This is a genomic window from Planctomycetota bacterium (assembly GCA_021414025.1).
GTDB lineage: Bacteria > Planctomycetota > Phycisphaerae > Phycisphaerales > SM1A02 > SYAC01.
The window spans coordinates 319,416-341,851 of sequence record JAIOPG010000008.1; the positions used below are offsets into that span (position 1 = coordinate 319,416).

14 protein-coding genes, 2 tRNA genes and 1 pseudogene are annotated in these 22,436 nt (G+C 65.0%); 11 read left to right on the plus strand and 6 right to left on the minus strand.

From position 1 onward, the window contains the following. The first annotated feature begins 141 nt into the window (after window positions 1-141). The 3 genes from K8R92_12410 (at window position 142) to K8R92_12420 (ending at window position 3,931) form a co-directional block, all read left to right on the plus strand. The gene (locus K8R92_12410) at window positions 142-2,970 is read left to right on the plus strand and encodes a hypothetical protein (GenBank protein ID MCE9620695.1); all 2,829 of its coding nucleotides are present in this window, start codon (window positions 142-144) and stop codon (window positions 2,968-2,970) included. Between the two features lie 125 nt (window positions 2,971-3,095). Further along, window positions 3,096-3,179: transfer RNA gene (locus tag K8R92_12415), tRNA-Leu, on the plus strand. A 26-nt stretch (window positions 3,180-3,205) separates the two neighbouring features. Further along, window positions 3,206-3,931 (plus strand): radical SAM protein, encoded by a 726-nt coding sequence (locus tag K8R92_12420; GenBank protein ID MCE9620696.1) that lies wholly within the window; start codon window positions 3,206-3,208, stop codon window positions 3,929-3,931. Here K8R92_12420 and K8R92_12425 read toward each other — a convergent pair. From K8R92_12425 to K8R92_12435, 3 genes are read right to left on the minus strand one after another with little or no spacing between them, the layout of a single operon-like run. Continuing rightward, window positions 3,928-4,683, minus strand: coding sequence for a DUF429 domain-containing protein (locus K8R92_12425; protein ID MCE9620697.1), 756 nt, complete (start codon window positions 4,681-4,683; stop codon window positions 3,928-3,930). The two genes, K8R92_12420 and K8R92_12425, sit on opposite strands and share 4 nt — an antisense overlap. 13 nt (window positions 4,684-4,696) lie before the next feature. Beyond that, window positions 4,697-4,927: a zinc ribbon domain-containing protein gene (locus K8R92_12430; protein ID MCE9620698.1), complete on the minus strand. Its 231-nt coding sequence runs from the start codon at window positions 4,925-4,927 to the stop codon at window positions 4,697-4,699. Window positions 4,928-4,936: 9 nt separating this feature from the next. After that, entirely contained in the window at window positions 4,937-5,920 is a 984-nt protein-coding gene (locus K8R92_12435) for an rRNA pseudouridine synthase (GenBank protein ID MCE9620699.1), read from the minus strand. Window positions 5,921-5,962: 42 nt separating this feature from the next. On the opposite strand from K8R92_12435, the gene K8R92_12440 reads away from it, so the two are divergent. Beyond that, window positions 5,963-7,240 carry a YihY family inner membrane protein gene (locus K8R92_12440; protein MCE9620700.1) on the plus strand — a complete coding sequence of 426 codons (1,278 nt, stop codon included), beginning with the start codon at window positions 5,963-5,965 and terminating at the stop codon, window positions 7,238-7,240. 20 nt (window positions 7,241-7,260) lie between these two features. Here K8R92_12440 and K8R92_12445 read toward each other — a convergent pair whose 3' ends face one another. Both K8R92_12445 and K8R92_12450 read right to left on the minus strand, forming a co-directional pair. Next, window positions 7,261-8,907 carry a methyl-accepting chemotaxis protein gene (locus tag K8R92_12445; protein MCE9620701.1) on the minus strand — a complete coding sequence of 549 codons (1,647 nt, stop codon included), beginning with the start codon at window positions 8,905-8,907 and terminating at the stop codon, window positions 7,261-7,263. 79 nt (window positions 8,908-8,986) lie between these two features. Beyond that, entirely contained in the window at window positions 8,987-10,282 is a 1,296-nt protein-coding gene (locus K8R92_12450; GenBank protein MCE9620702.1) for a DUF1570 domain-containing protein, read from the minus strand. 270 nt (window positions 10,283-10,552) lie between these two features. On the opposite strand from K8R92_12450, the gene K8R92_12455 reads away from it, so the two are divergent. Together K8R92_12455 and K8R92_12460 are read left to right on the plus strand one after the other, a co-directional pair. Further along, window positions 10,553-11,122, plus strand: a complete 570-nt coding sequence (locus K8R92_12455) for an NADH-quinone oxidoreductase subunit B (protein MCE9620703.1) — start codon at window positions 10,553-10,555, stop codon at window positions 11,120-11,122. A 74-nt stretch (window positions 11,123-11,196) separates the two neighbouring features. Beyond that, a complete protein-coding gene (locus tag K8R92_12460; GenBank protein MCE9620704.1) occupies window positions 11,197-12,891 on the plus strand; it encodes a M20/M25/M40 family metallo-hydrolase in 1,695 nt (564 codons plus the stop codon). 1 nt (window position 12,892) lies between these two features. Here K8R92_12460 and K8R92_12465 read toward each other — a convergent pair whose 3' ends face one another. Beyond that, window positions 12,893-14,122 carry a pyridoxal phosphate-dependent aminotransferase gene (locus K8R92_12465; protein MCE9620705.1) on the minus strand — a complete coding sequence of 410 codons (1,230 nt, stop codon included), beginning with the start codon at window positions 14,120-14,122 and terminating at the stop codon, window positions 12,893-12,895. A 49-nt stretch (window positions 14,123-14,171) separates the two neighbouring features. On the opposite strand from K8R92_12465, the pseudogene prfB reads away from it, so the two are divergent. The 5 genes and pseudogenes from prfB to K8R92_12490 all read left to right on the plus strand — a co-directional run bounded on the left by prfB (window position 14,172) and on the right by K8R92_12490 (window position 22,376). Next, window positions 14,172-15,291 (plus strand): annotated as a pseudogene (prfB, locus tag K8R92_12470) (peptide chain release factor 2). 42 nt (window positions 15,292-15,333) lie between these two features. Beyond that, window positions 15,334-17,310 (plus strand): amylo-alpha-1,6-glucosidase, encoded by a 1,977-nt coding sequence (locus K8R92_12475; GenBank protein MCE9620706.1) that lies wholly within the window; start codon window positions 15,334-15,336, stop codon window positions 17,308-17,310. 71 nt (window positions 17,311-17,381) lie between these two features. Then, window positions 17,382-20,918: a PDZ domain-containing protein gene (locus K8R92_12480; GenBank protein ID MCE9620707.1), complete on the plus strand. Its 3,537-nt coding sequence runs from the start codon at window positions 17,382-17,384 to the stop codon at window positions 20,916-20,918. 91 nt (window positions 20,919-21,009) lie between these two features. After that, window positions 21,010-21,081, plus strand: a tRNA-Gly gene (locus K8R92_12485). Between the two features lie 155 nt (window positions 21,082-21,236). Next, window positions 21,237-22,376 carry a hypothetical protein gene (locus K8R92_12490; GenBank protein ID MCE9620708.1) on the plus strand — a complete coding sequence of 380 codons (1,140 nt, stop codon included), beginning with the start codon at window positions 21,237-21,239 and terminating at the stop codon, window positions 22,374-22,376. Window positions 22,377-22,436: the final 60 nt, after the last annotated feature.

Consider the following 22,436-nt stretch of genomic DNA (forward strand, 5'->3'; position numbering starts at 1 on the left):
CTTTTCACGCATATTGTTCACTGGAATTCAAGCCGGGCGGCATCCTCAAGGGTCCGCCCGGCTTCATTTCCCGCCCGGAATGAAATAGACTCGTCACTTCACGCATTGTTGATCCACTCCCACACGAAAGACACATTGATCATGAAGCACACGAACACCTCCTCCCGCATCGCCCTTCTCGCCTCCGCGGTTCTGCTCTTCGCCTCGGCGGCCTTCGCGCTGGCCGACAACAACCAAGGCATAAAGGCCAACAAGCCGGGCGGTCCCAATCTCGGCGGCGGCATCGCCGGCGCCGGCATCGATCAGGAGACCATCCGCGACCGCTTCGCGCGGCAATTCCCCGGCGGCGGACTGCTGGACATCGAGGGCTCACTGCGACGCGTCTATGGCGTGACTTTCTCCACCGGCGCCACGCCCAGCGACAGCGCGGACAAGTTCATGCGCGAGTGGTCGATGCTCTGGAAGGTGCCCTACACACAGCTCGAGAAGGTCGGACCCTTCGAGGATGGCGCCCACACCCTGGAGCTCATGGCCGCGGACGACGGTGAGTCCAATCTCTTCACCGCCGCCTACTTCCGCCAGCAGGTCAGCGGCGTTCCGGTCTTCCGCTCCCTGGTCTGGGGACTGGTCCGCAACGAGGACAACTTCCCGATGGTGCTCGCCGGCGCCACGCTGCGCGACATCGGCAACATGGAGGAGCGTCTCGCGGGCGTCGATCTGGACGTCGCGCACATCGATCTCGCCGTCGCCGCCAGCCAGGTCTTCGGCCAATTCGACGCGCCCCCCGAAATGACCACGCCGCGCTTCGTGATCTGGGCGGGCGTGGATGAAGATGTCCAGGCCTCTCGCCTCGCGGTCGAGTTCATCGCCAGCGGCGGCCAGGCCATGAACCGCCAGAAGCTGCTGTGCGTGGTCGATCCCGCCAACGGCAACATCCTTTTCCAGGAGAGCATGATCTACAGCGGCAGCGTGAGCGGCCAGGTCAACGAGTTCGTCACCACCGATTTCCGCGCTGACGCCTGCAGCGCCGAGGTGGTGCGCGGCATGCCCTACGCCAAGGTGGTCATCGGCAGCACGACCTTCTACGCCGACGTGAATGGCGCCTTCTCCGGCACCTACTCCGGCAGCGGCAGCGTGGTGGTGGCCCCGACGCTGGCGGGCAAGTACTTCAGGGTGGTCGAGCAGAGCGGCTCGCTCGGCACTGTCGCCTCGCAGTCACTGCCCAACGGCGGCAGCGGAACCTTCCTGTTCAATCCGGCCCCCAACGCGACCAACACCGCGCAGACCAATGCCTATGAGATGGCCAACCGCGCCCGCGACATCATCGTGGCCGCGGCTCCCAGCTATCCCACCATCGCGGCCCAGGTCAACTTCCCGATCAACACCAACATCGCCGACACCTGCAACGCCTACTACGACGGCGTCAGCATCAACTTCTACAGCGCCGGCGGCGGATGCAACAACACCGCGTTCGGCGATGTGGTGGCCCACGAATACGGCCACCACATGGTGCAGGTCGCGGGCAGCGGACAGAGCCAGTACGGCGAAGGCATGGGCGACTGCCTCGGCGTGTGCGTCACCGACGCCTCCTCGCTGGGCGTCGGATTCCAGACCTGCTCCAGCGGCATCCGCACGGCCAGCAACACCTGCCAGTACTCCTCGTCGAGTTGCTCAAGCTGCGGCAGCGAGATCCACGCCTGCGGACAGCTGATCTCCGGTTGCGTCTGGAGCCTGCGCAATTCCTTCGTCTCGACCTATCCCTCCGACTACCGGACCCGCCTGCAGAAGCTGGTTGTGAATTCCACTCCGCTGCACGCGGGCTCGTCGACGATCCAGAACGACATCACGATCGACTACCTCACGCTCAATGACAACAACGGCAACATTGGCGACGGCACGCCGGACTACAACGCCATCGCGGCGGCCTTCAATGCCCACGGCCTGACGGCGCCGGGGCTGACCCTGCTGGCGATCACGCTGCCCGGCGGCACTCTTTCCACATTGAATCCGAGCGGCGGCGACACGATTGCCGTGGACATCGCCCCGGTCATGAGCGCGGTCCTCGCCGGCAGCCAGAAGATGTTCTACCGCGAAGGCACAACGGGAAGCTTCACCGCTGTTCCGCTGGCCAGCCTGGGTGGAACCAGCTACCTCGCCACCTTCCCGCCGACCGGATGCAACGCCACGGTGCAGTACTACTTCGAGGCGAAGTCGACCGGCGGCACGCCGATCGACATGCCCGCGACGGCGCCGACCTCGAACTACAGCGCGCTTTCGGTGCTCTCGTCGACGCTGCTGTTCACCGATTCCTTCGACGGAGCGAGCACGACCATGACGGTCGGGGCGCCGGGCGACACCGCCAGCGCGGGCATGTGGGTGCGGGCGGCCACGACCAGCGGCTGCGGTGCCAGCGCGATCGCCTACAGCGGCGCCAAGGCGTTCCTCACCGGCACCGGCAGCTGCATCGACGTCGACAACGGCAAGACCTCGCTCATCAGCCCGAGCGTCAGCGGCCTGGGTGCGGACCACCTGGATCTGAAGTTCGCGCTCTACCTGAGCTACAACGGCGCCACGCCGACCGATGATCCAGTTGAGGTGTTCGTCTCCAACGACGGCGGCGCCAACTGGGTGCTGGCCGACTCCATCAACGTCGGACAGGGCTGGGGCGTGAAGACGATCAACGTGCTGGACTTCGTCTCCGCCTCAGGCGACATGAAGGCCAAGTTCGTGGCCCAGGACAACGGCACGGACAATGTGGTCGAAGTCGCCATCGACAGCGTCTCGTTCACCAAGGTCAACTGCTATCCGGCGATCTTCGGCGACCTGGACGGGGACGGCATCGTCGATGGCGGCGATCTGGGCCTGCTGCTGCTTGATTTCGGGCCCTGCTCGGGATGCCCCGGCGATCTCAACGGCGACGGCGAGGTGGACGGCGCGGACATCGGCCTGATGCTCCTGGCATTCACTTGATTCGCTGAAAAGATCAACTTGAATTGACGCGGGCGACGTCCAAACGGGTGTCGCCCGCTTTCTTTTCGGTGTGCAATCGAAAGCCAATTTTTCGCTAAACTCTCCGTCCCGCTGAAACGGGAATGGCCCAGGTGGCGAAATTGGCAGACGCGCCAGCTTGAGGTGCTGGTTGGAGCAATCCATTGGAGGTTCGAGTCCTCTCCTGGGCATTGAATTGTGAAAGATTGAGCACGGCATGAGCGACACGGATGCACGCAACACTTTGGTGGCCGACTCCAAGGCGCCCGCGCTGCGAATCAACGAAACTTTTTTCTCGATCCAGGGGGAGAGCACCTTCGCAGGGCTCCCCTGCTTCTTCATTCGCCTGACCGGCTGCCCGCTGCGCTGCGCCTGGTGCGACACTACCTACGCCTTCCGCGAGGGCGCGCCGCGAACCGTGAGCTCCTTGATCGAGGAAGCCATCGCCTCGCGCTGTCCGCTGGTCGAGGTCACCGGCGGCGAGCCGCTGGCCCAGGCGGCGTGCATTGATCTGGTGCGCGGCTTGTGCGACGCGGGATTGACCACTCTGATCGAGACCTCCGGCGCGCTGGACATTTCCCCGCTCGACCGCCGCTGCCACCGAATCATGGATCTCAAATGCCCGGCCAGCGGCGAGTGCGGGAAGAATCTCTGGTCCAACCTCGAGCACCTGCAGCCGCACGACGAGATCAAGTTCGTCATCGCCGACCGCGGGGACTACGACTGGGCCAAGGGGATCATGGCCAAGCACCGGCTGGAAACGAAAGTGAATTGCGTCTTGATGAGCGCCGCCTGGGCCCAGGCGGCCAACAGCGAAGTCGCCGGATGCGCCGGGCTCGAACCGAAATTACTCGCCCAGTGGATCCTGGCCGATGCCCTGCCCGTGCGCATGCAGACGCAGCTGCACAAGATGATCTGGCATCCCGCCACGCGCGGCGTCTAGTAAATCCAGCCTTCGACGGCGGCCGTCGCGGGCGGAATCCATTGCAGCGGATCGGTCAGCAGCAGCATGGCGTCGAGCAGGTCGCCCTCAGTATCCGCGATGGCTTCCTGGCCGATCCGGTCGGTGACACGCAGATGTTCCTGGTCGAGCTCACGCACCAGCCGCTCGCGCAAGTTTTGGGGTGGAAGCCCCGCGCCCTTGCAGCCATGGTCCGGAAGCCCGAGCAGCTTCAGAATGCTCGCGGGACAGCCTTCGCAGACGGTGACATGGTTTGAGGTCTCGCCGCGAACAACCGGCTCGATGCGGATGCCCGCTTCCGAAAGCGGCTTGAGCACCTCCGCGATCAAGGTCCAGGTCTGCTTGAAGACGCGCAGATTCATCGGCGCCATCGGCGTGCGGAAGACCCGGTCGCACTCGCGCCGGGGCTCCTCGCGCGAAATCTTGCGGATCGCCGTCCGCCAGATGCGAGGATCCTTGAAGTCCCGCAACCACTCCGCCATGGCGCTCCAGGTGGGCGCGACATCGAACTGCCGCAGCGATTCCAGGGCGAGGCCGAAGGGCGCGTCGATGCGGAAGAGATGCGGCTGGCCATCCTTCGCGGATTCAAGGATGTGGCGCACCAGGCCGTTGCGGTCCATGCGTCCCTTGGATCGGATGGGCTCGTGGCGCTTGAGCAGGTCGCGCTCGACCACGCGGATCTTGGCGGCGCCGCCGGAGGCCGCCCCCGAAAAATCGATGCCGTGCAGAATCATGCGTTCGTTCGTTTCAATTTCGCCCGCACATGGACTGCGACTTGCCGCAGGGGCAGCAGCCACCGGACGGCATCGGGGCTTCCGCGGATGCGCCGGCACCCACGACGCCGAACACGCTGTGGCGCCGCATGAACTTGCGATTCCTGCCCGCGGGATCCTCGACCGGCTTGTCCGCATCGGCCATGGGCCGCAGCAGCTCGATCACTTCCTCGTCGGTGTCATTGGCGTACTCGTAGATGGGCATGGCTTGATCCTACGGGCGAGGGCGGCTCGGCTTCGCCGGTCTTTGCGGGGCCCTTGAAGCAGGTCGCGGAGTCGGTTTGGCGAATGGCTTGCCTTTCACGGCGGGCTTGAACATGGGCTTCGCACCGAATTTCAACGCAGGCTTCGCAGCCTGCGCCGATGACTCCTCCGCCTCGCCGCGCTCGTCGGGCCGCGTGCGCGAAGCGGTCGGCTTGAAGGCCGCCTTCTTCAGGCTCGCGAATTCGGCGGCGGACAATTCCCGCCACGCCCCCACCGTGATGCCGCGCAGCTGGAGCGGCCCGATCGCGATCTGGCGGAGGCGCTTCAGCGGATAGCCGATGCGGAGCATGGTGAGGCGGATCTCGGTGTTCTTGCCGTCGCGGATCTCCATGAGCATGGTGGTGCGCCCCGCCTCGCGGCTGAGCACGGTCACGCGCGAACGCTTCTCCGGATCATCGGTCCTGCTGCGCTTGGAGGGAAAGAGCTCCGACTCGATGCGCGAGACCGCCGCGTCGTCGAGCCTGCCCGCCACCACCAGCTCGAAAGTCTTGGAAACCTCGTAGCGCGGATGGGTGAGCCGGTTGGCGAATTCGCCGTCGTTGGTCAGCAGCACCAGCCCGCTGGCGTCGATCTCCAGCCGCCCCACCGGGAAAAGTCGGGTCTGCAGCGGATGCTGCACCAGGTCGATCACGCGCCGCCGCCCCTCGGGATCCACATTGGTGCAGACGATTCCCTTGGGCTTGTAGAGCATGATGTAGACGTGCGGATCGGCGCGGCGGATGGGCCGCCCGTCCACTTCGATCTTGTCCGTGCGGGCGTCCACCCACGCAGGCAGCGCGTCGATGATGATGCCGTTGACGCGCACCCGCGCCTCCGCCACCATCGCCTCGCATTCGCGGCGGCTGGCGACGCCGGCCTGGGCCAGCACCTTCTGGATGCGCTCGCCGCGTCGGTCATCGGTGAAGGGATGGGCGCTGGCGGATCGTCGACGCATGGCCCCGCATAGTAGACGCTTGTTTCGCCGTACACTTTCGCCATGAGCGATCCCATCCCCCTCACACTCGAGAGCTTGAACGCTCGGCTGGCTCGATTCATGAAATTCCTGCGTTTTTGCGTGCGCTGGATCGCCAAGGATCGCGCCACCCAGATGGCCAGCGCCCTCGCCTACCGCACGCTGCTGGGGCTGCTGCCGGTGCTGATCGTGGCCACGCTGATCTTCAAGTCGGTGGCCGGCAATAATTTCGCGCCCATGGTCGCCGATGGCCTGCAGGGGCTGGGCCTGCAGAACATGAAGATCATCGCCCCGGGTTCCGACGGCAAGGAAGTGGGGATGGATGAGTGGCTGCTGGGCATCGTCTCCGACGCCGCCAAGCTCGACCTCTCGGCGCTGGGCATCGTCGGCGCCAGCGTGCTCCTCTTCAGCTCGATCTGGGTGGTGATCACCATCGAGGAGAGCTTCAACATGATCTGCCGCACCGCCCATGGCCGGAGCTGGACGCGGCGCTTCATCACCTACTGGTTCGCGCTGACCGCCGGACCGCTGCTGCTGGGCGCGCTGCCGATCGTCGGCTCCTACGTGACCGCGTCGGCGGACATGCTGCCCAACTGGGGATGGCTGCTTTGGGTGGTCCGATCGCTGTGGGGATTCTTCGTGCTCTGGTTGTTGCTGCTGCTGGCTTACACCGCCGTGCCGAGCTCGCCGCCGCACTTCAAGTTCGCCGCCGCGGGCGCCCTGGTGAGCGCGCTGGGCCTCGAGCTGGGGCGGCATTTCCTGGGCCTCTACGTCAGCAAGACCCTGAGCCTGAGCCTGATCTACGGATCGCTGGGCTTGGTGCCGGTCTTCATGTTCTGGCTCTACGCGATGTGGCTGGTGGTTCTGGGCGGGCTGCAGGCGGCCGTGCTCTGGGATGTCTTTGGCAAGCGCGGCTGGGAGCAGATGGCGATCGACGAGGGTCCGACGCTCGCCGATCCCGGCGTCGCCGTCGCCATCATGCGCCACGTGGTCGCCAGCTACGCCAAGGGAACGCCCGCGACGCTGGCCAGCATTTCGCAATCGGTCGGTTTGTCCAGCGCGATCACGCTGCTGCTGATGGAGCGGCTGCTGGGGCGCGGATTGCTGCTCTACGTCGCCGACGGCGAGCACTACGTGCCCGGCCGGCCCGGCGGGGAGATCCTGATGGCCGACGCGCTGCGGGTGGGCTTCGAGTCCTGCAATGGAACCCTGGGATGCGTGGATCCCTCGCTGCAGGAACTTCGCAATGCCCAGGTGCAGTCGCTCGCCAATCGCACGCTCGCCCTGCCCGAGGGGGGCTGAGGCCTCCGCGGCGAAAACCTTCACACGCGGAAGCGGTTGATGGCGGCGTTGAGGTCGCCCACGGAGTGCTTGAGCTGGTCGGCGGCGCGGGTGAACTCGCCCAGCGACCGCGCCGTGACTTTCACGTTCTCCGAGAGGTTGACCATCGACTCGCTGATCTGGCGGGCGCCGAGGTTCTGGCTGCCCATTCCCTGGCTGACGTGGATGAAGCGCTCCTTCATCACTTCGACGCTCTCGATGATGCTGGAGAGCGTGACGCCGATGCTCTCGACCTGGGCGGCGCTGCGGGCGACCTGCGCGGAGAACTTGTCCATCTCGGTCACGCCCTCAGTCACGGCCCCCTGCATCTGCCGGACGGTGTGCTCGATGTCCTGGGTCGCCGAGGCGGTCTGGTCCGCAAGCCGGCGGATCTCGCGGGCGACGACCAGGAAGCCGCGCCCATGCTCGCCCGCCTTCTCCGCCTCCAGCGCCGCGTTGACGCTCAGCAGATTGGTCTGGTCCGCGACTTTGGCGATGGTGACCACGACGCCGGTGATGTCCCGGGTCCGGGCCTTGATGTCCTCCAGCTTCTCGGAGATCGATCCGCTCTGGCCCAGCAGCTCCTGCATCGCGGACTGCATGTCGGCCAGGCCCGCGCGGCTGGCCGCTGCCAGTCCGGCGGAATGCTTGGCGACCGCCTCCGCCTCGCCCATGGCCCCGGACAGCTCGCCTCCGGTCACGCTGATCTGGCGCACCGCGGCCGCGATCTCGGTGGTCGCGGCGCCGAAGTTGTGGATCGCGGTCTCCTGCTGGCGGCTGGTGGCGTGCATCTGCACGGCGGTGCCGCCCAGTGCGTCGGTCGCACCGCGAACGCCCCCCATCGCCCCGGCGATCTTCTGCACGAAGCGGTCGATGCTGCCGGCCAGCGCGCCGACCTCGTCGCGGGTGCGGATGTCCAGCCGCGCCGTGAGATCCGCGTCGGCCTCCGCCATCGTCTGCATGCGCAGGTTGATGGTGGCCAGGGATTTCAGCGCCGGCTCCACAAGCAATCCGCCGAAGATCACGACCAGCAGCAGCGTCAGCACGCTGGCGCCGACGAGAAACCACTGGCCGCGGGCGACCTCCTCGCGGGCCTCGCGCTCATGGGCTTCGACCAGGGCCTGCGCGGCGGCGACCGCCTTCAGGATCGAGGCGTGGTGGGCTGCGTAGAGCGGATCCAGCCGGTCCGCGGTGATCGCCTGCGCCGCGGCATGGTCGCCGCGTTCGACGGCGCCCTTCCACTCGCCATCCACGATCCGGAAGAACGCGTCGGCGCTTCGATAGGACTCCTCAAGAAGCTCGCGGGCGAGCACGCCGTCGTTGCCGGGAGCGTGCACCGAGAGCCTGCGTGCCCACTGCTCGTGGGTCTGGCGGTAGACCTTCTCGTTTTCCCCCAGCAGCGCCAGCAGATCGCGCGTGACGTCGGTCGATGGCGACGCGTTGACTTGGCAGACGATCAGGTAGGGCTCGACGATCAGCTGGGGCGGCGGCAGGATGTCGCCGATGACGTCCTTGTCCCGCGCCAGCATCTGATAGAGCGGCCCATTGACCTTGACGCGGGAGAGCGTGGTGTTGGCAATCCAGAAGATGGCCGCGAATCCCAGCAGCACCAGGACGCCGAGGGCGATGAATCGTCGACGAAACGACATGGCCGCCCGATGGTAGCGGAGCGCGGTTGACTTCGACGGTGGTGAGCAGACACGCGCCGGCTCGGGGACGCGCGGCGATTCACTTCATCGAAGGCGGATCGGTGCTGGGCGCGTGCGTCGGCGGCGCGGCGCCGGCGGACTCTCCCGTGACTTCCGGGACCGCCGTCGGAGCGCTGGGCGCCTTCGTCGTCTTGGCCGCCTTCGCCATCACCCGCTTGCTGTAGGCGGAGGTGAGGAAGTCCTTCTGCCGGCGCCCCTCGTAGCGGATCCAGTTCCGCTCGACGCGGGCCAAGGGTCCGAAGATGGCCTCGAACTTTTCCTTGCGCGTATCCGCCGAGGCGTAGGAGCCGTCCCGCAGCGATTCCAGGTACTGGCGGAGCTCCGTCGGCCGCTCGCGCAGCATCCAGTTGGTCAGCACATAGGCCTGGGCGTAGAAGAACCCGACCGCTTCGTTGGACTCCGAGCCGTCGGAGAATTGATCCTGGGAAAGCAGCACTTCGAAGGGGACGATGCTGTCCTTGTCCAAGGCCAGCTTGAAGGCATCGCGCCTTCGCCAGTTGTCGTACTGGTAGCCGAAGGGAATGTCGGTGCGCTCGGTCTCGAAATTCGTCGCCAAGCCCTCGGCGAGCCAGAGCGGATAGGAGGCGCCGCGCCGCTGGATGTCGGTGTGGAAGAAGAGCTGATGGGCCGCCTCGTGCACTGCAGTGCTGATGAAACTTCCCGCGACCGCGTCCTTGATCCGGTTGTTCTCCGCGGCCAGCTGCCGCTGAATGTGCGAGGTTTCCTGCCCGTTGTGCAGGGCGTCGCCTTGGGCCTGCTGCCGCTGCTGGGCTTCCTGGACCCTGCGGGACTGCTCGCCCAGCTGCTTCATCGCCTTCTTCACCTCGTCGCTGCTGTCGGCCTTGTAGAAAACCAGCCGGTCCGCGATGGGGCTGTAGTACCCGGCCGCCCAGGGCTTGTTGACCTTGTCGTTGCGGGTGGAGAAGTCGGTGTAGTCGCGCTGGTCGCGGAAGACGATCGCCACCAGCTTGTGCCGCAGCGGATTCGGGCTCCATTCCAGCGCGTCGCAGACATCGGAGTACTTCTGGTAGGTCGACTCCAGCAGCGAGCCGATCATGGTGTTGTCGTCGGGCGAGGTGTCGGAGAGGATGACGTAGTGCCGGGTCTCGCTCTTGCGAAGCTTGGGAACCAGCTTCATCGTCGCCTTGAGCACATCGGAATCGGTCGGAGGCGATGGATTCTTGTCCGCGCCTTTTTCCGTGGCACCCCTGACCGTGGTCGCCGGCGCGCTCTTGGCCGTGGCCTGGGCCGGTGCCTGCGCATCGACGGCGGCCGCGAGCAGGAACAGGGCCGAAATGATTCGAAGATTCTTCATTGGATGTGAGTTTCGGTGCCTCGTTGCCTTCGATCCCGTCCGAACTATCAAGTCCGCCATTCGCATCCGCAAGCCCGCATGGGACATGCGGATCAGAATAAGGTGGAAATTGCCCGATATCAATGATTTACAGCCGACCGAGCGGGCATTTTGCGCCGTAATGAACCCGCCAACTGCGAGATCGGATCGAATCGGGGGCGACTTGAGCCGGCGTCAAAACTTTGCCGTCGGCTGGTCTGATCGCCTCTCCGGACCTAGGATGAGGCCCCCATGGGCATCGAAACCGCATTGCCAAGCGACAGCATCCTGACCACGCAATTGCAGCGCATCGTGAACTGGTCACGGCGCTCGAGCGTCTGGCCCCTGCCCTTTGCCACGGCCTGCTGCGGCATCGAACTCATGGCGACGGCGTGCAGCCGCTTCGATCTCTCGCGCTTCGGCGCCGAGGTCATGCGCTTCAGCCCGCGCCAGGCCGATCTGCTGATCGTGGCCGGACGCGTGAGCGTGAAGTGCCTGCCGGTGCTGCAGCGCATCTATACGCAGATGACCGAGCCCAAGTGGGTGATCTCGATGGGCGCCTGCGCCAGCACGGGCGGTGTCTTCGACACCTACGCCGTGGTGCAGGGCGTCGATCAGTTCATACCCGTCGACGTCTACGTGCCCGGCTGTCCGCCGCGTCCCGAGATGCTGATCGAGGGGATCATGGCGATCCAGCGCATCATCGACGATGACAACATTCCGCGCGACCCCGACGGCAAGCGACTGCCTCTGAACATTGCCCTGGCGCCCAACTACCAGACGCGCGGCATGCCGGTTCCCGTCACCATCGGCTCCACGTGAGCGGGCCTTCGACCGAAGGCCGCTCCCCCACCAATTCGTTCACACCTTCCGCGGTCGCGTGGCCTTCGCGCAGATTGCGCATTAGCGCGGCCGCACTTGTTGTGGCGGCGATCTCCTTCGTCTCCTGGCTCTCGCTGCGTGCGGTCGCGGTCCAGCCCGCAAATGCTCCGGGGTTTTCCGCGCTCCGCGCGCTCTCCGCGGCGCGGGCCGCGCTGGGCGAGGAGCCCCGGCCCGTCAACAGCGCTGCCAACGCCGCAGCAGCCTCTCGCTTGAAGGAGGCCTTCGCCGCGATGGGTCTCGCGCCGATGGAGCAGAGCGCCACCGTGAAGGTGCCCGGCCGCGGCGAGGCGACCATCCGGAACATCTTCGCGCGAATCGAGGGACGCCAGGCGCTGCCCGCCATCCTGCTGGTCTCGCATCTTGATTCGGTCGCGGTCGCCCCCGGCGGCGCGGATAACGGCATGGGCGTCGCGGTCTGCCTGGAGGCGGCGCGGATGCTCGCCGCGGGTCCGAAGCCGCAGCGCCCCGTTGTGATCCTGATCACCGACGGCGAAGAGGCGGGATTGCTGGGCGCGAAACTCTTCGCGCAGAATCATCCGATGGCCAACGACATCGCCGCGGTCATCAACATCGACAACCGCGGAGGCGACGGGCCGGCGCAACTCTTTGAGACCGGTCCCAACGACCTGGCGCTGATCCGGGCGATCGCTCCGCACATCGCGCGCCCGGTCATGGGCTCGCTCTTCGCGGAGGTCTATCGGCGCATGCCCAACGGCACCGACCTCTCGGTGTTTCTGGAACGCGGCATCACCGGCATCAACATCGCCTGCGCCGGCGGCGTGGAGCGTTACCACACCGCCGCCGACACTTTCGACGCCGTCAACCTCGCCTCACTTCAGCACGAGGGGGACATGGCCACCGAGGCGCTGCGGGGATTGCTTGCCCTGCCTGCGGACGCCTTCCCCTCCGATCGCGCCGTCTTTCTGGATCTGTTCGGGAGATTCGTGCTGGTGTGGCCGGCTTCGCTGGGCATGGTGCTTTCGCTGCTCGCGGCCATTGGCGTGATCGCGATCGGCCCCTGGGCCGCGCGCTGTGATCGCCGGGAGAGGGGCGCCGGCCAGGCGCATCCCATCAAGGACATCTTCAAGGGCTCGCTCGCCGCACTGCTGGCATTCGCGGGAACCCTCACAGTGGTCTTTTGCATCTCCTGGATTCTGGAACGAGCGGGTTTCTTCGGTCTGCCCTATGCCGAAGCGCTGCTGTCACAACAGAACCCGGGCGTGACTCCCCCCTGGCCCATGAAATTTGCCGCGGCGTACTGGCCTCCACACGGAATGCTTGTGGCGATCGGCCTGGGGACGCTTTGCGTTCCAGTGTCCTGGTTTTTTTCGAAGGTGCTGCTTCGCTCGAACTTGCCCTGGAGCGGCTGGTCCGGCGTCTGGGGTTTGATGGCACTCTTGAATGTCGTCGTGTCGGTTGTCGCGCCCGGAGCCGGCGCCATCCTGCTGCCGATTGTCCTAAGCGCCGCGATCGCCGCTTGGGCGGGCGCGCTCATACCTGGAATTCAGGGCAAGGCCGCCCCGCTGCTGGCCACGCTGGTTCCGATCGCGGTCGCCGCCGTCATCTACGCGCCGCTTGAAATGCTCTGCTGGCCGGCGGTGGGGCTGACCATGCCGCTCTTTCGCGGATTCCTGAGCGGCCTCTACGCAATCTTCATGCTGTTGATTTTCATGGCGCCTCGCTCGCACGCGGCCTCGGGCGCTTCCTGATTCAGGAGAGCGCTTCGACGAAATTTCGGATCCGCTCCATGCCCTCGCGCAGATCCGCCTCCGAGCAGGCAAAGCTGATGCGGATGTTCCTTCGGGCGCACTCGCCGAAATCCTCGCCGGGCACGATGGCCACGAAGGACTCCTCCAGCAAGGACTCGGCAAAAGCCTGGGCCGAGTCAATCTTCCGCCCCCCTTTGGTCGTCAAGCCGAAGCATGCCTCGATCGAGGGGAAGGCATAGAAGGCGCCGGTCGACTTCACCGTCTTGAAGCGCTTGATCGAGGAGAGCAGACCGTGCACCAGCACCGCCCGCCCCGCGAACGCCTTGCGCATCGTCTCGACCCCCGGCGCGGAGTTGTTCAGCGCCTCGACGATCGCCGGCATGATGAAGCTCGGAATCGAGTTGGTCATCTGCCCCTGCAGCTTGATGATCGCCTTGGCCAGCATGCCGTCGCGGCCCGGCGCCACCAGGTAGCCCGCGCGCCAGCCCGTCATCGCGAAGGCCTTGCTCATGCCATTGATGGTGATCGTGCGCTCGGCCAGGCGCGGGTCGCTGCCCGGGCTGACGTGCTTCAGGCCCGCTTCGATCTCGGGGTAGATGAGCTTTTCGTAGATCTCATCGCTCACCACCGTGATCTCCTGGTGACGCGCCAGCACATCGATCAATCCGGCGTACTCCCGGGTCGTGTAGACCGTGCCGCAGGGATTGCTCGGACTGTTGAGCATGATCGCCCGGGTGCGCGGGGTGATCGCCGCCTCGAGCTGGGCGGGCGTGATCTTGAAATTCGTCTCCACGCTCGAGGGCACTTCCACGCACACGCCGCCGGAGAGCTCGATCAGCGGGCGGTAGCTCACCCACGACGGCGTCGGCAGGATCACCTCGTCGCCGGCGCCGGGCTCCAGGATGGCGGCGAAGGACATGTACACGCCGTGCTTGGCGCCGGCGGTCAGCGTGATGTCCTCGGCGCGGCAGGCGATGCCGTTCTCCTCGCGAAATTTCCTGGCGACCGCCTCGCGCGAGGGCTTGTCGCCGGCGGTCGGGGCATAGCGCGTCACGTTGGCGTCAAGGGCCCGCTTGGCGGCCTCGCGGATGTTGGCGGGCGTGTCGAAGTCCGGCTCGCCGACGCCGAAATTGATCACCGGCTTTCCCGCCGACTTCAGTGCATTCGCCTTCGCCGCCACCGCCAGCGTGGCACTTTCCTTCAGGCGGGCGATGTGCGATGAGACCTGCATCGCCGGAAGATACACGCGTCAATTCGCCGCCGTTCGCTACACTCATCCCATGCATTTTGACGCCCACCAGCCGGTGATCGACGAACTCGAGGCGCGGATCTCAGCCATCCGCGACTCTCTTTGACTACCCCAGAAAATTGCAGGAACGCGCCAATCTGAATACGCAAATGGGCGAGGGGGATTTCTGGAACGACCAGAAGGCCGCCCAGAAGGTGATCAACGAGCTCAAGCTCGTGCGCTCGCAGATCGATCCGCTCGAGCAGGTCATCAAGGATTTCGACGACGCCAAGGTCGGATACGAAATGGCCAAGGAAGCCGGGGACAACGACCTGCTCAAGGAGGCGGACGAGTCGCTCTTCCGCCTGCAGCAGCGCATGGCCGTGGTCGAGACGCAGAGCCTGCTGGGCCGCAAGCATGACCACCGCGCCTGCTTCGTCGACATCAACGCCGGCGCCGGCGGAACCGAGGCCGAGGATTGGGCGGGCATGCTGGAGCGCATGTACCTCTACTACTGGAGCGAGATGGGCTGGAAGGCCGAGGAAATGCACCGCATTCCCGGCGCCGAGGCAGGCGTGAGCGAAGTCGGCTACCGCATCACCGGGCCATTTGCCTATGGCTACATGAGTTGCGAGCGCGGCACGCACCGGCTGGCCCGGGTGAGCCCCTTCAACGCTGAAGGCAAGCGGCAGACCAGCTTCGCCACCGTCGACGTGACCCCCGAGTTCGAGGACAACGACCTTGAGATTCCCGCCAAGGACCTGGAGATCATCGCCTTCGTGCGTGCCTCCGGTCCCGGCGGCCAGAACGTGAACAAAGTCGCCAGCGCCGTGCGCATCAATCACATCCCCACCGGGCTGCAAGTGGTGGCCAGCACCTTCCGCGACCAGTCGCAGAACAAGAAGCAGGCCATGGCGGTGATGCGCGGCAAACTGGAGCAGCTGGAGGAGGAGCGCCGCGCCACCGAGTTGGCCACCGCCACCGGCGGCAAGGTGACCCGCGACTGGGGCAATCAGATCCGCAGCTACGTCTTCTACGACAACCGAGTGAAAGACCACCGCACCGGCTACGAAGTGGGCAATCCGCAGAAGGTGCTGGATGGTTACATGTCCGAGTTCGTCATCGCGGAGCTGCAGCGCCGCCGCGGCGAATCCGAGAAGACCAAGTCCTAGTTTCCTTCCGCCGCGCCTCATCGGCGCCACGAGTCACATCCCATGGCGGAACCCTTGAAACCCTTCATTGAACTCCGCCCCACCGACTGGCCTGACGCCGCGAGCGCGGCCGGGTTGGAGTGGCTCTCGACCAACGGCATCGGCGGCTACTCCTACGGCACGGTCAGCGGCGCGCTGCAGCGTCGCTGGCATGGACTGCTGGTCGCGGCCACGGATCCCCCCGAGGGACGGACGCTGCTGGTGTCAAAAGTGGAAGTCACCGCGACGACCGGCGGAACGCGCACTTCGCTCACCGCAAATCAGTGGACCACCGGCATGGACGCACCGGGCCTCACCTGCTTGAGCCGGGTCTGGCTCGACGGTTCGATCGTGGTGCGCGAATGGAAGATCGGCTCGGCGATTCTGGAGGAGCGCATCGCCATGGCCCGCGGAAGGAACACCGTGGCAATCGTCTTCGCGCTGCGCGACGCGAAGCAACCGGTCGAGCTAGAGCTGAAGTGCCTGGTGAACCACCGGCTGCACAATCAACTGACAAAACCCAAGGCATTCGTTCCTCGAATCGCCGGCTGCGCTCGCGGTCTTCAGGTGTCGTTCGATCACGCTTCGGGGGAAGGCCGGGACCTTCACCTTCAGGCCGATAGAGGCGCGGGCGCCGCCGACGGCTCCTGGTATGAAAATTATTTCCTGCCCGCCGAGCAGGCGCTGGGCTACGACTTCGTGGACGCGCATTGCTGCGCCGGCGTGATCCGGCTCACGATCAAGCCCGGCGAGACCCGCGGCTTCACCGCCGGCACGCGCGATGAACCCGAAGGCGAGGCGGGGCGCATCATCAACGCCGCGGCGGCGCGAAGCCGATCGCTGATCGCACTGGCCAAGGCCGAATCGGATCCCTTTCGCGGGCGGCTGGCCCTGGCCGCCGATCAATTCATCATCGAACGCACGCTTCCCGACGGCTCGCGCGGCAGCGGCGTCATCGCCGGTTACCCGTGGTTCGGTCAGTGGAGCCGCGACACGCTGATCGCGCTGCCGGGACTCTGCCTTGAGACGGGCCGCTTTGAAGAAGCTGCGTCGATGGTTCGCTCGCTCGCCAAATTCGAGAAGGATGGCCTGCTGCCCAACCGATTTCCTTCGCCCGGCGAAGCCTGGATGGACAACAGCGTGGACGCCCCGCTGCTTCTGGCGACCACCGCGCGGCGCATCGTGAACGCCTCGGGGAATTTCGAGCTCGCCCGCGATCTCTTCCCGGCGCTTGAGAGCATCTTCAACGCATTTTCAAAGGGAACGCGCCACGGCATTCGCATCGATCCCACCGACGGACTGCTGATCGCCACGGACCCGGGAACGCAACTCACCTGGATGGACGCCAAGCTCGGCGCGAAAGTCATCACGCCGCGCATGGGCAAGCCGGTCGAGATCAACGCGCTCTGGTGCGGTCTGCTCGCCACGCTCATCGAGTGGGCGCCGCGGCTCAAGAAGGACGCGAGCCCATGGAGCGCCGCCCTGGACAAGTCGCGGCGTAGTTTCACGCGGTTCCTCCATCCCGATCAGGATCGACTCTTCGACACATTGGACGGGCCGGATGGCGCGGATGATTCGCTGCGCCCGAACCAGCTCTTCGCCATTCAAGCCCTCGCACCGCTGGTGCCTGACGCGATTGCGAAACGGATCGTCGCGCGCGTCGAGCGCGAACTGCATACGCCCTTGGGCCTCCGCACCCTGGCCAGTAATTCCCCCGGCTACGTCGGCCGCTTCGGCGGAGCGGTCGAAGATCGGGACCGGGCCTACCACAACGGCACCGTCTGGCCCTGGCTCCTCGGGCCCCTGGCCGGCGCGATGCGGACGCTCGGACAATCCGCTCGCGTTGCTGATCTGCACAGGCCCTTCGAAGCGCAGCTCTCCCGCAACTGCCTCGGGCAAGTCTTCGAAGTCACAGATGGGGACCCGCCCCAGCGAGGCGGAGGCTGCGCGGCGCAGGCCTGGAGCGTGGCCTCCCTGCTGGACCGCGGCGTCGGCGAATAGGCTGCGAAAAAATCTTTCCACACGGCCATTTTCCAGCCCCATTTCAATGATTTTTGGCTACAACTCACCCCATGCTCTCCATCGCCCTCATCGCCGTCTGCGCGCTGTCCGCCGCCCCCTTTCAAAGCGCGCCCGCCGGCGCCGCCACGCAATCGCCCCCGGCCGGAATGCTGCGCTACCCCGATCTCGGGCCCAATGACATCGTCTTCTCCTTCGCCAATGATCTCTGGATCGTCGACAAGAATGGCGGCGTGGCCCGACCGCTGACCAACGCGCCCGGCACCGAGAACATGCCGAAGTTTTCCCAGGATGGCAAGAGCATCGCCTTCGTCGGCGGCTATGAGGGCAACCGCGACATCTACACGATCCCCGCGGGCGGCGGCCAGCCCTACCGAGTCACGCACCATCCCGGCACCGAGGGTCTCTGCGAATGGACTCCGGACGGCAACATCATCATGACCACGACGGACCTCGGCGGCCTCGGTCGCATGATGCGGCTCTTCAAGGTTCCCGCCGGCGGCGGCATGCCCGAGCCTCTGCCGGTTCCCTACGGCGCCAATGGATCGATCTCCTCCGACGGCGAGTGGCTGGCCTACACGCCGCACTCCGTCGATACGCGCACCTGGAAGCGCTACCGCGGCGGCATGGCCACCGACATCTGGCTCTACAACCTGAAGAACGGCACGAGCCGTCGCGTCACCAATTGGGAGGGCGTGGACTCCTTCCCGATGTGGCATGGCGACTCGCTTTATTACATGTCGGATGAGGGCGAAGGCCACCGCATGAACATCTGGAAGTACAACCTTGGCACCCAGAAGCGCGAGCAGGTCACCTTCTTCACCGACGAGGATGTGCGCTGGCCGGCGATCGGTCCCCATGGCCCTGGCCCCGGCGACATGGTCTTCCAGAAGGGCGACCAGTTGATGGTGCTGGATCTGGGCACCGCCAAGGCGCGGCCGATCTCTGTGCAGATCCCCGGCGATCGGCCCAAGATCACCCATCACAATGTCGACGCGTCCAAGACGATCCAGTCCTGGAGCATCGGCCCCACCGGCAAGCGCGTGGTGGTGGCGGCCCGCGGAGATGTCTGGACGCTGCCCACGGAAAATGGATCGCCGCGCAACCTTGTGCACAGCAGCGGCGTCGCCGAGCGATCCCCGGGCTGGAGCCCCGACGGCGAGAGCATCGCTTTCTTCGATGACTCCACCGGCGAGTACGAGCTCTACATCATTCCCGCCAAGGGCAAGGGCGAGAAGAAGGCGCTGACCACCGACGGCGGCCCCTTCAAGGATGGCATCGTCTGGAGCCCCGACTCGAAGAAGGTGCTCTACGGCGACAAGACCGGATCGCTCTGGATGGTCACGATCGCCGACGGCACGCGCGTGCTGGTCGACAAGGATCCGCAGGCGGTCACGCCGAATCCCTCCTTCAGTCACGACGGCGCCTGGATCGCCTACACGCGCCGCGAGCGCGACCGCGACACGCCGCGGATCTGGCTCTACGAGGTCGCCACCGGCGAGAAGACTCCCGTCACCAGCGGCATGTTCTCCGACGCGAATCCGACCTTCGACGGCAAGGGCGACTACCTGGTCTTCGCCAGCGATCGCAATTTCTCGCCGACCTACAGCGAGCTCGACACCACCTGGATCTACGCCGACGCGTCGCAGCTCTACCTGGTGCCGCTGCGCAAGGATGTGAAGCTGCCCTGGCCTCCTGAAAGCGACGAGGAAGAGAAGAAGTCCGACAAGGACAAGAAGGACGCCGACAAGAAGGATGGCGACAAGAAGGACGACGCCAAGCCCGCGGATGGCGCCGACAAGAAGGATGACGCGAAACCCGCGGACAAGAAGGATGATGACGACGACAAGGACGACAGCTCGCCGCCATCCGACAAGCCGCTCGATCCGCCGGCGACTCCTCCGGCCAAGGAATCCAACGGCGCCGCCGACGAATCCAAGGCCGACGGCAGCAAGGACGCCGACCCCAAGAAGGACAAGAAGGACAAGAAAGACGACAAGAAGGCCGAGCCCGCCCCGCCGATCAAGATCGACCTCGACGGATTCGAGTCACGCGCGGTGGTCCTGCCGCCCAAGACCGGCGCCTACGGCTCCATCGCCTTCAACGACAAGAACCAGCTGGTCTACGCGCGGGCCAAGGACGGCATCAAGGTGCTCGACCTGACCGACAAGGAGAAGAAGGAGAAGAACATCGTTGAAGGCGGAGCCTTCGAGATCTCCGCCGACCGCAAGAAGCTGCTGGTGCCCCACGGCAACGGCGCGGGGGTGGTCGACGCCGCGGCCGACGCCAAGCTCAAGCCCGTGATCACGGATCCGATGACGGTCGACGTGGACCCGCGCGCCGAATGGAAGCAGATCGTCATCGACGCCAACCGCATCATGCGCGACTGGTTCTACGACGAGGGCATGCACCAGGTGGACTGGAAGGCCCAGCGCGAGCACGCCCTCAAACTGCTCGAGAGCGCCAACTCGCGCGAAGACGTGAACTGGATCATCGCTGAGATGATCAGCGAACTCAACGTCGGACACGCCTACCTGACGGGTCCCGGCGACATCGAGACGCCGCCGATGTACGCCACCACCGGCATGCTGGGCGTGGATTGGGAACTCGCCGACGGCGCCAACAACACCAAGGTCTACCGCTTCGCGCACCTGGTCGAGGGCGCCCCCTGGGACATCGACGCGCACAATCCGTTGGTCGCCGCGGGCGTGAAGCCGGGCGATTACCTCTTCGAAGTGAACGGCCGGCCGGTCGACGCCGCGCTCGATCCCTGGGCCGCCTTCGACGGCCTCGGCGGCAAGACCATCACACTGACGGTATCGGACAAACCCGAGCGCGACGCCACCGAGCGCGTGGTGACGGTGCGCACCATGAGCGGCGAGGGGCCGCTGCGCTACCGCGAGTGGATCGAGCGCAACCGCGCCTGGGTCGACCACATGAGCGACGGACAAGTCGGCTACATCTATGTGCCCAACACCGGCGTCGAGGGGCAGAATGACCTGGTGCGCCAGTTCCAGGGCAACCGCTCCAAGGCGGCGCTCATCATCGACGAGCGCTGGAACGGCGGCGGGCAGATTCCCAACCGCTTCATCGAGATGATGAACCGCCCCGCCACCAACGCGTGGGCGCGGCGCGACGCGGGCGAGCAGATCTGGCCGCCGGATTCCCACCAGGGGCCCAAGGCCATGCTCATCAACGGGCTCGCGGGCTCGGGCGGCGACATGTTCCCCTGGCTCTTCAAGCAGGAGAAGCTTGGTCCGGTCATCGGCATGCGCACCTGGGGCGGACTGGTCGGCATCAGCGGCAATCCCGGCTTCGTCGACGGCGGCTCCATCAGCGCCCCCACCTTCGGCTTCTTCAAGCTCGATGGCACGTGGGGCGTGGAAGGCCACGGCGTCGATCCCGATATCGAGGTGATCGACGATCCCGCCATCATGAAGGGCGGACTTGCCGCGGGTGGCCGCGATCCACAGCTTGAGAAGGCCGTGGAAGTGATGCAGCAGGCGCTCAAGGATCACCCGTTCAAGATGCCTCCGCGTCCCGCAGCGCCGAACCGCAGCGGCATGGGCGTGCCGGTGCAGGACCACTGATTTCCCGAGGTTTCGCAGGAGTTTCCGTTTTTCACCGCATGGATTGCAGTCGTCAAAGGAGCCTGACTTTTCGCTATACTTCCCCCTCGCTGCGGGCGTAGCTCAGTGGTAGAGCGTCACGTTGCCAACGTGAATGTCGAGGGTTCGAGCCCCTTCGCCCGCTGTTTAAGTCCTTAATTTACAAGGACTTACGATGTACCCAAACACAACCCAAATTCGGCGTACCGGATCTCGTACCTAATACAGGCGAGTTTTCTTAGGTACGCCGTCCCATCTATAATGGCGCTCCGACCGCCCATCGCGGCCCTAGGGAGCGTCATGAAATTCAAACTGACATGGCATGAAGCCCGGCATTGCTGGAAAAAATACGCCGACGGGAAGACGTATTACCTGGCCAAGGGTAAGTGCAAGACAAAATACGATTCGGAAGGTTACAAGGCGGCGATGGACGAATGGCAGAAGATCCACGTCGATCTCCGCGCCGCTGCGAAAGCCACCGAACTCTTTGAATCAGACCCTGAAGTTGCGGAAAAGATCGCCCTCGCCTATCAAAATAAACTCCATTGGGAAAAACAGTATCCCAACAAAACCTACGAAGAGGCCAAGACGATTGAGGCGGCCCTGGAAACGCACCGCCGCGTCAATGTGGAACTGCCCAAGGAAAAGACGGTCGAGTCGCACATCGACTCCTTCGTCAAACTCAAGACCGCGCAGGTGGCTGCCGATCAAAAGTCGGCGGGGAGATTGCGGAACATTCGCACGTACGTGAACCGGTTCGGGGAGTTCGTCGGCAAGCAGAATGCCATCGAGACGATTACCGCGGTGACGCTTTCGGATTTTCATGCGCGGTTGCTCGGCGAAGTCGCGCGCGGCGGGATGAGCGCATCTTCCGCACGTGATGCGATGCAGGTCGCCCGACAATTCATCAAATGGCTGTGGGGGCTGAGCGTCATCGAATTGCCCAACAACATTGACTCGAAAGATCTGGAGATCAATGTGCCGAGTCAGGCTATCGAGGTATGGGATTTCGATATTCTCAAGGGGGTGCTGAAGGCAGCGCCGGAACCGCTTCGACTCTATCTACTCTTGATGGCCAACTGCGGGATGACGCAGAAGGACGTGTCGGATCTGCTGCCTGCGCAGGTGAATTGGAAGGACGGGATCATCACCCGAAAGCGGTCCAAGACGAAGAAGTGGGAGAATGTGCCGACCGTCGCGTATCGCCTGTGGGGCGCCACGTTCGAGTTGCTCAAAAAGCACGGCAAGAAGCAGGGCATCCGAGTGCTTTCCGCTCCCGATGGTTCCGCGCTGGTGTACGATGCGTTGTCCGCCGGCGGTAAGGGAAGCAAGAACGATAAGATCAATAGCATATGGACAGAGTGGGTCAACTCCTCGAAGTTGAAGCATGCCAAAGGACTTGCGGCGATCCGCAAAACCTCCGCCACCGCGCTGAGATGAAGAACTGCCAGTTACCCCCAGCAGGTCCTGTGTGGAGAAATTCTGCTGGTTGATATTATT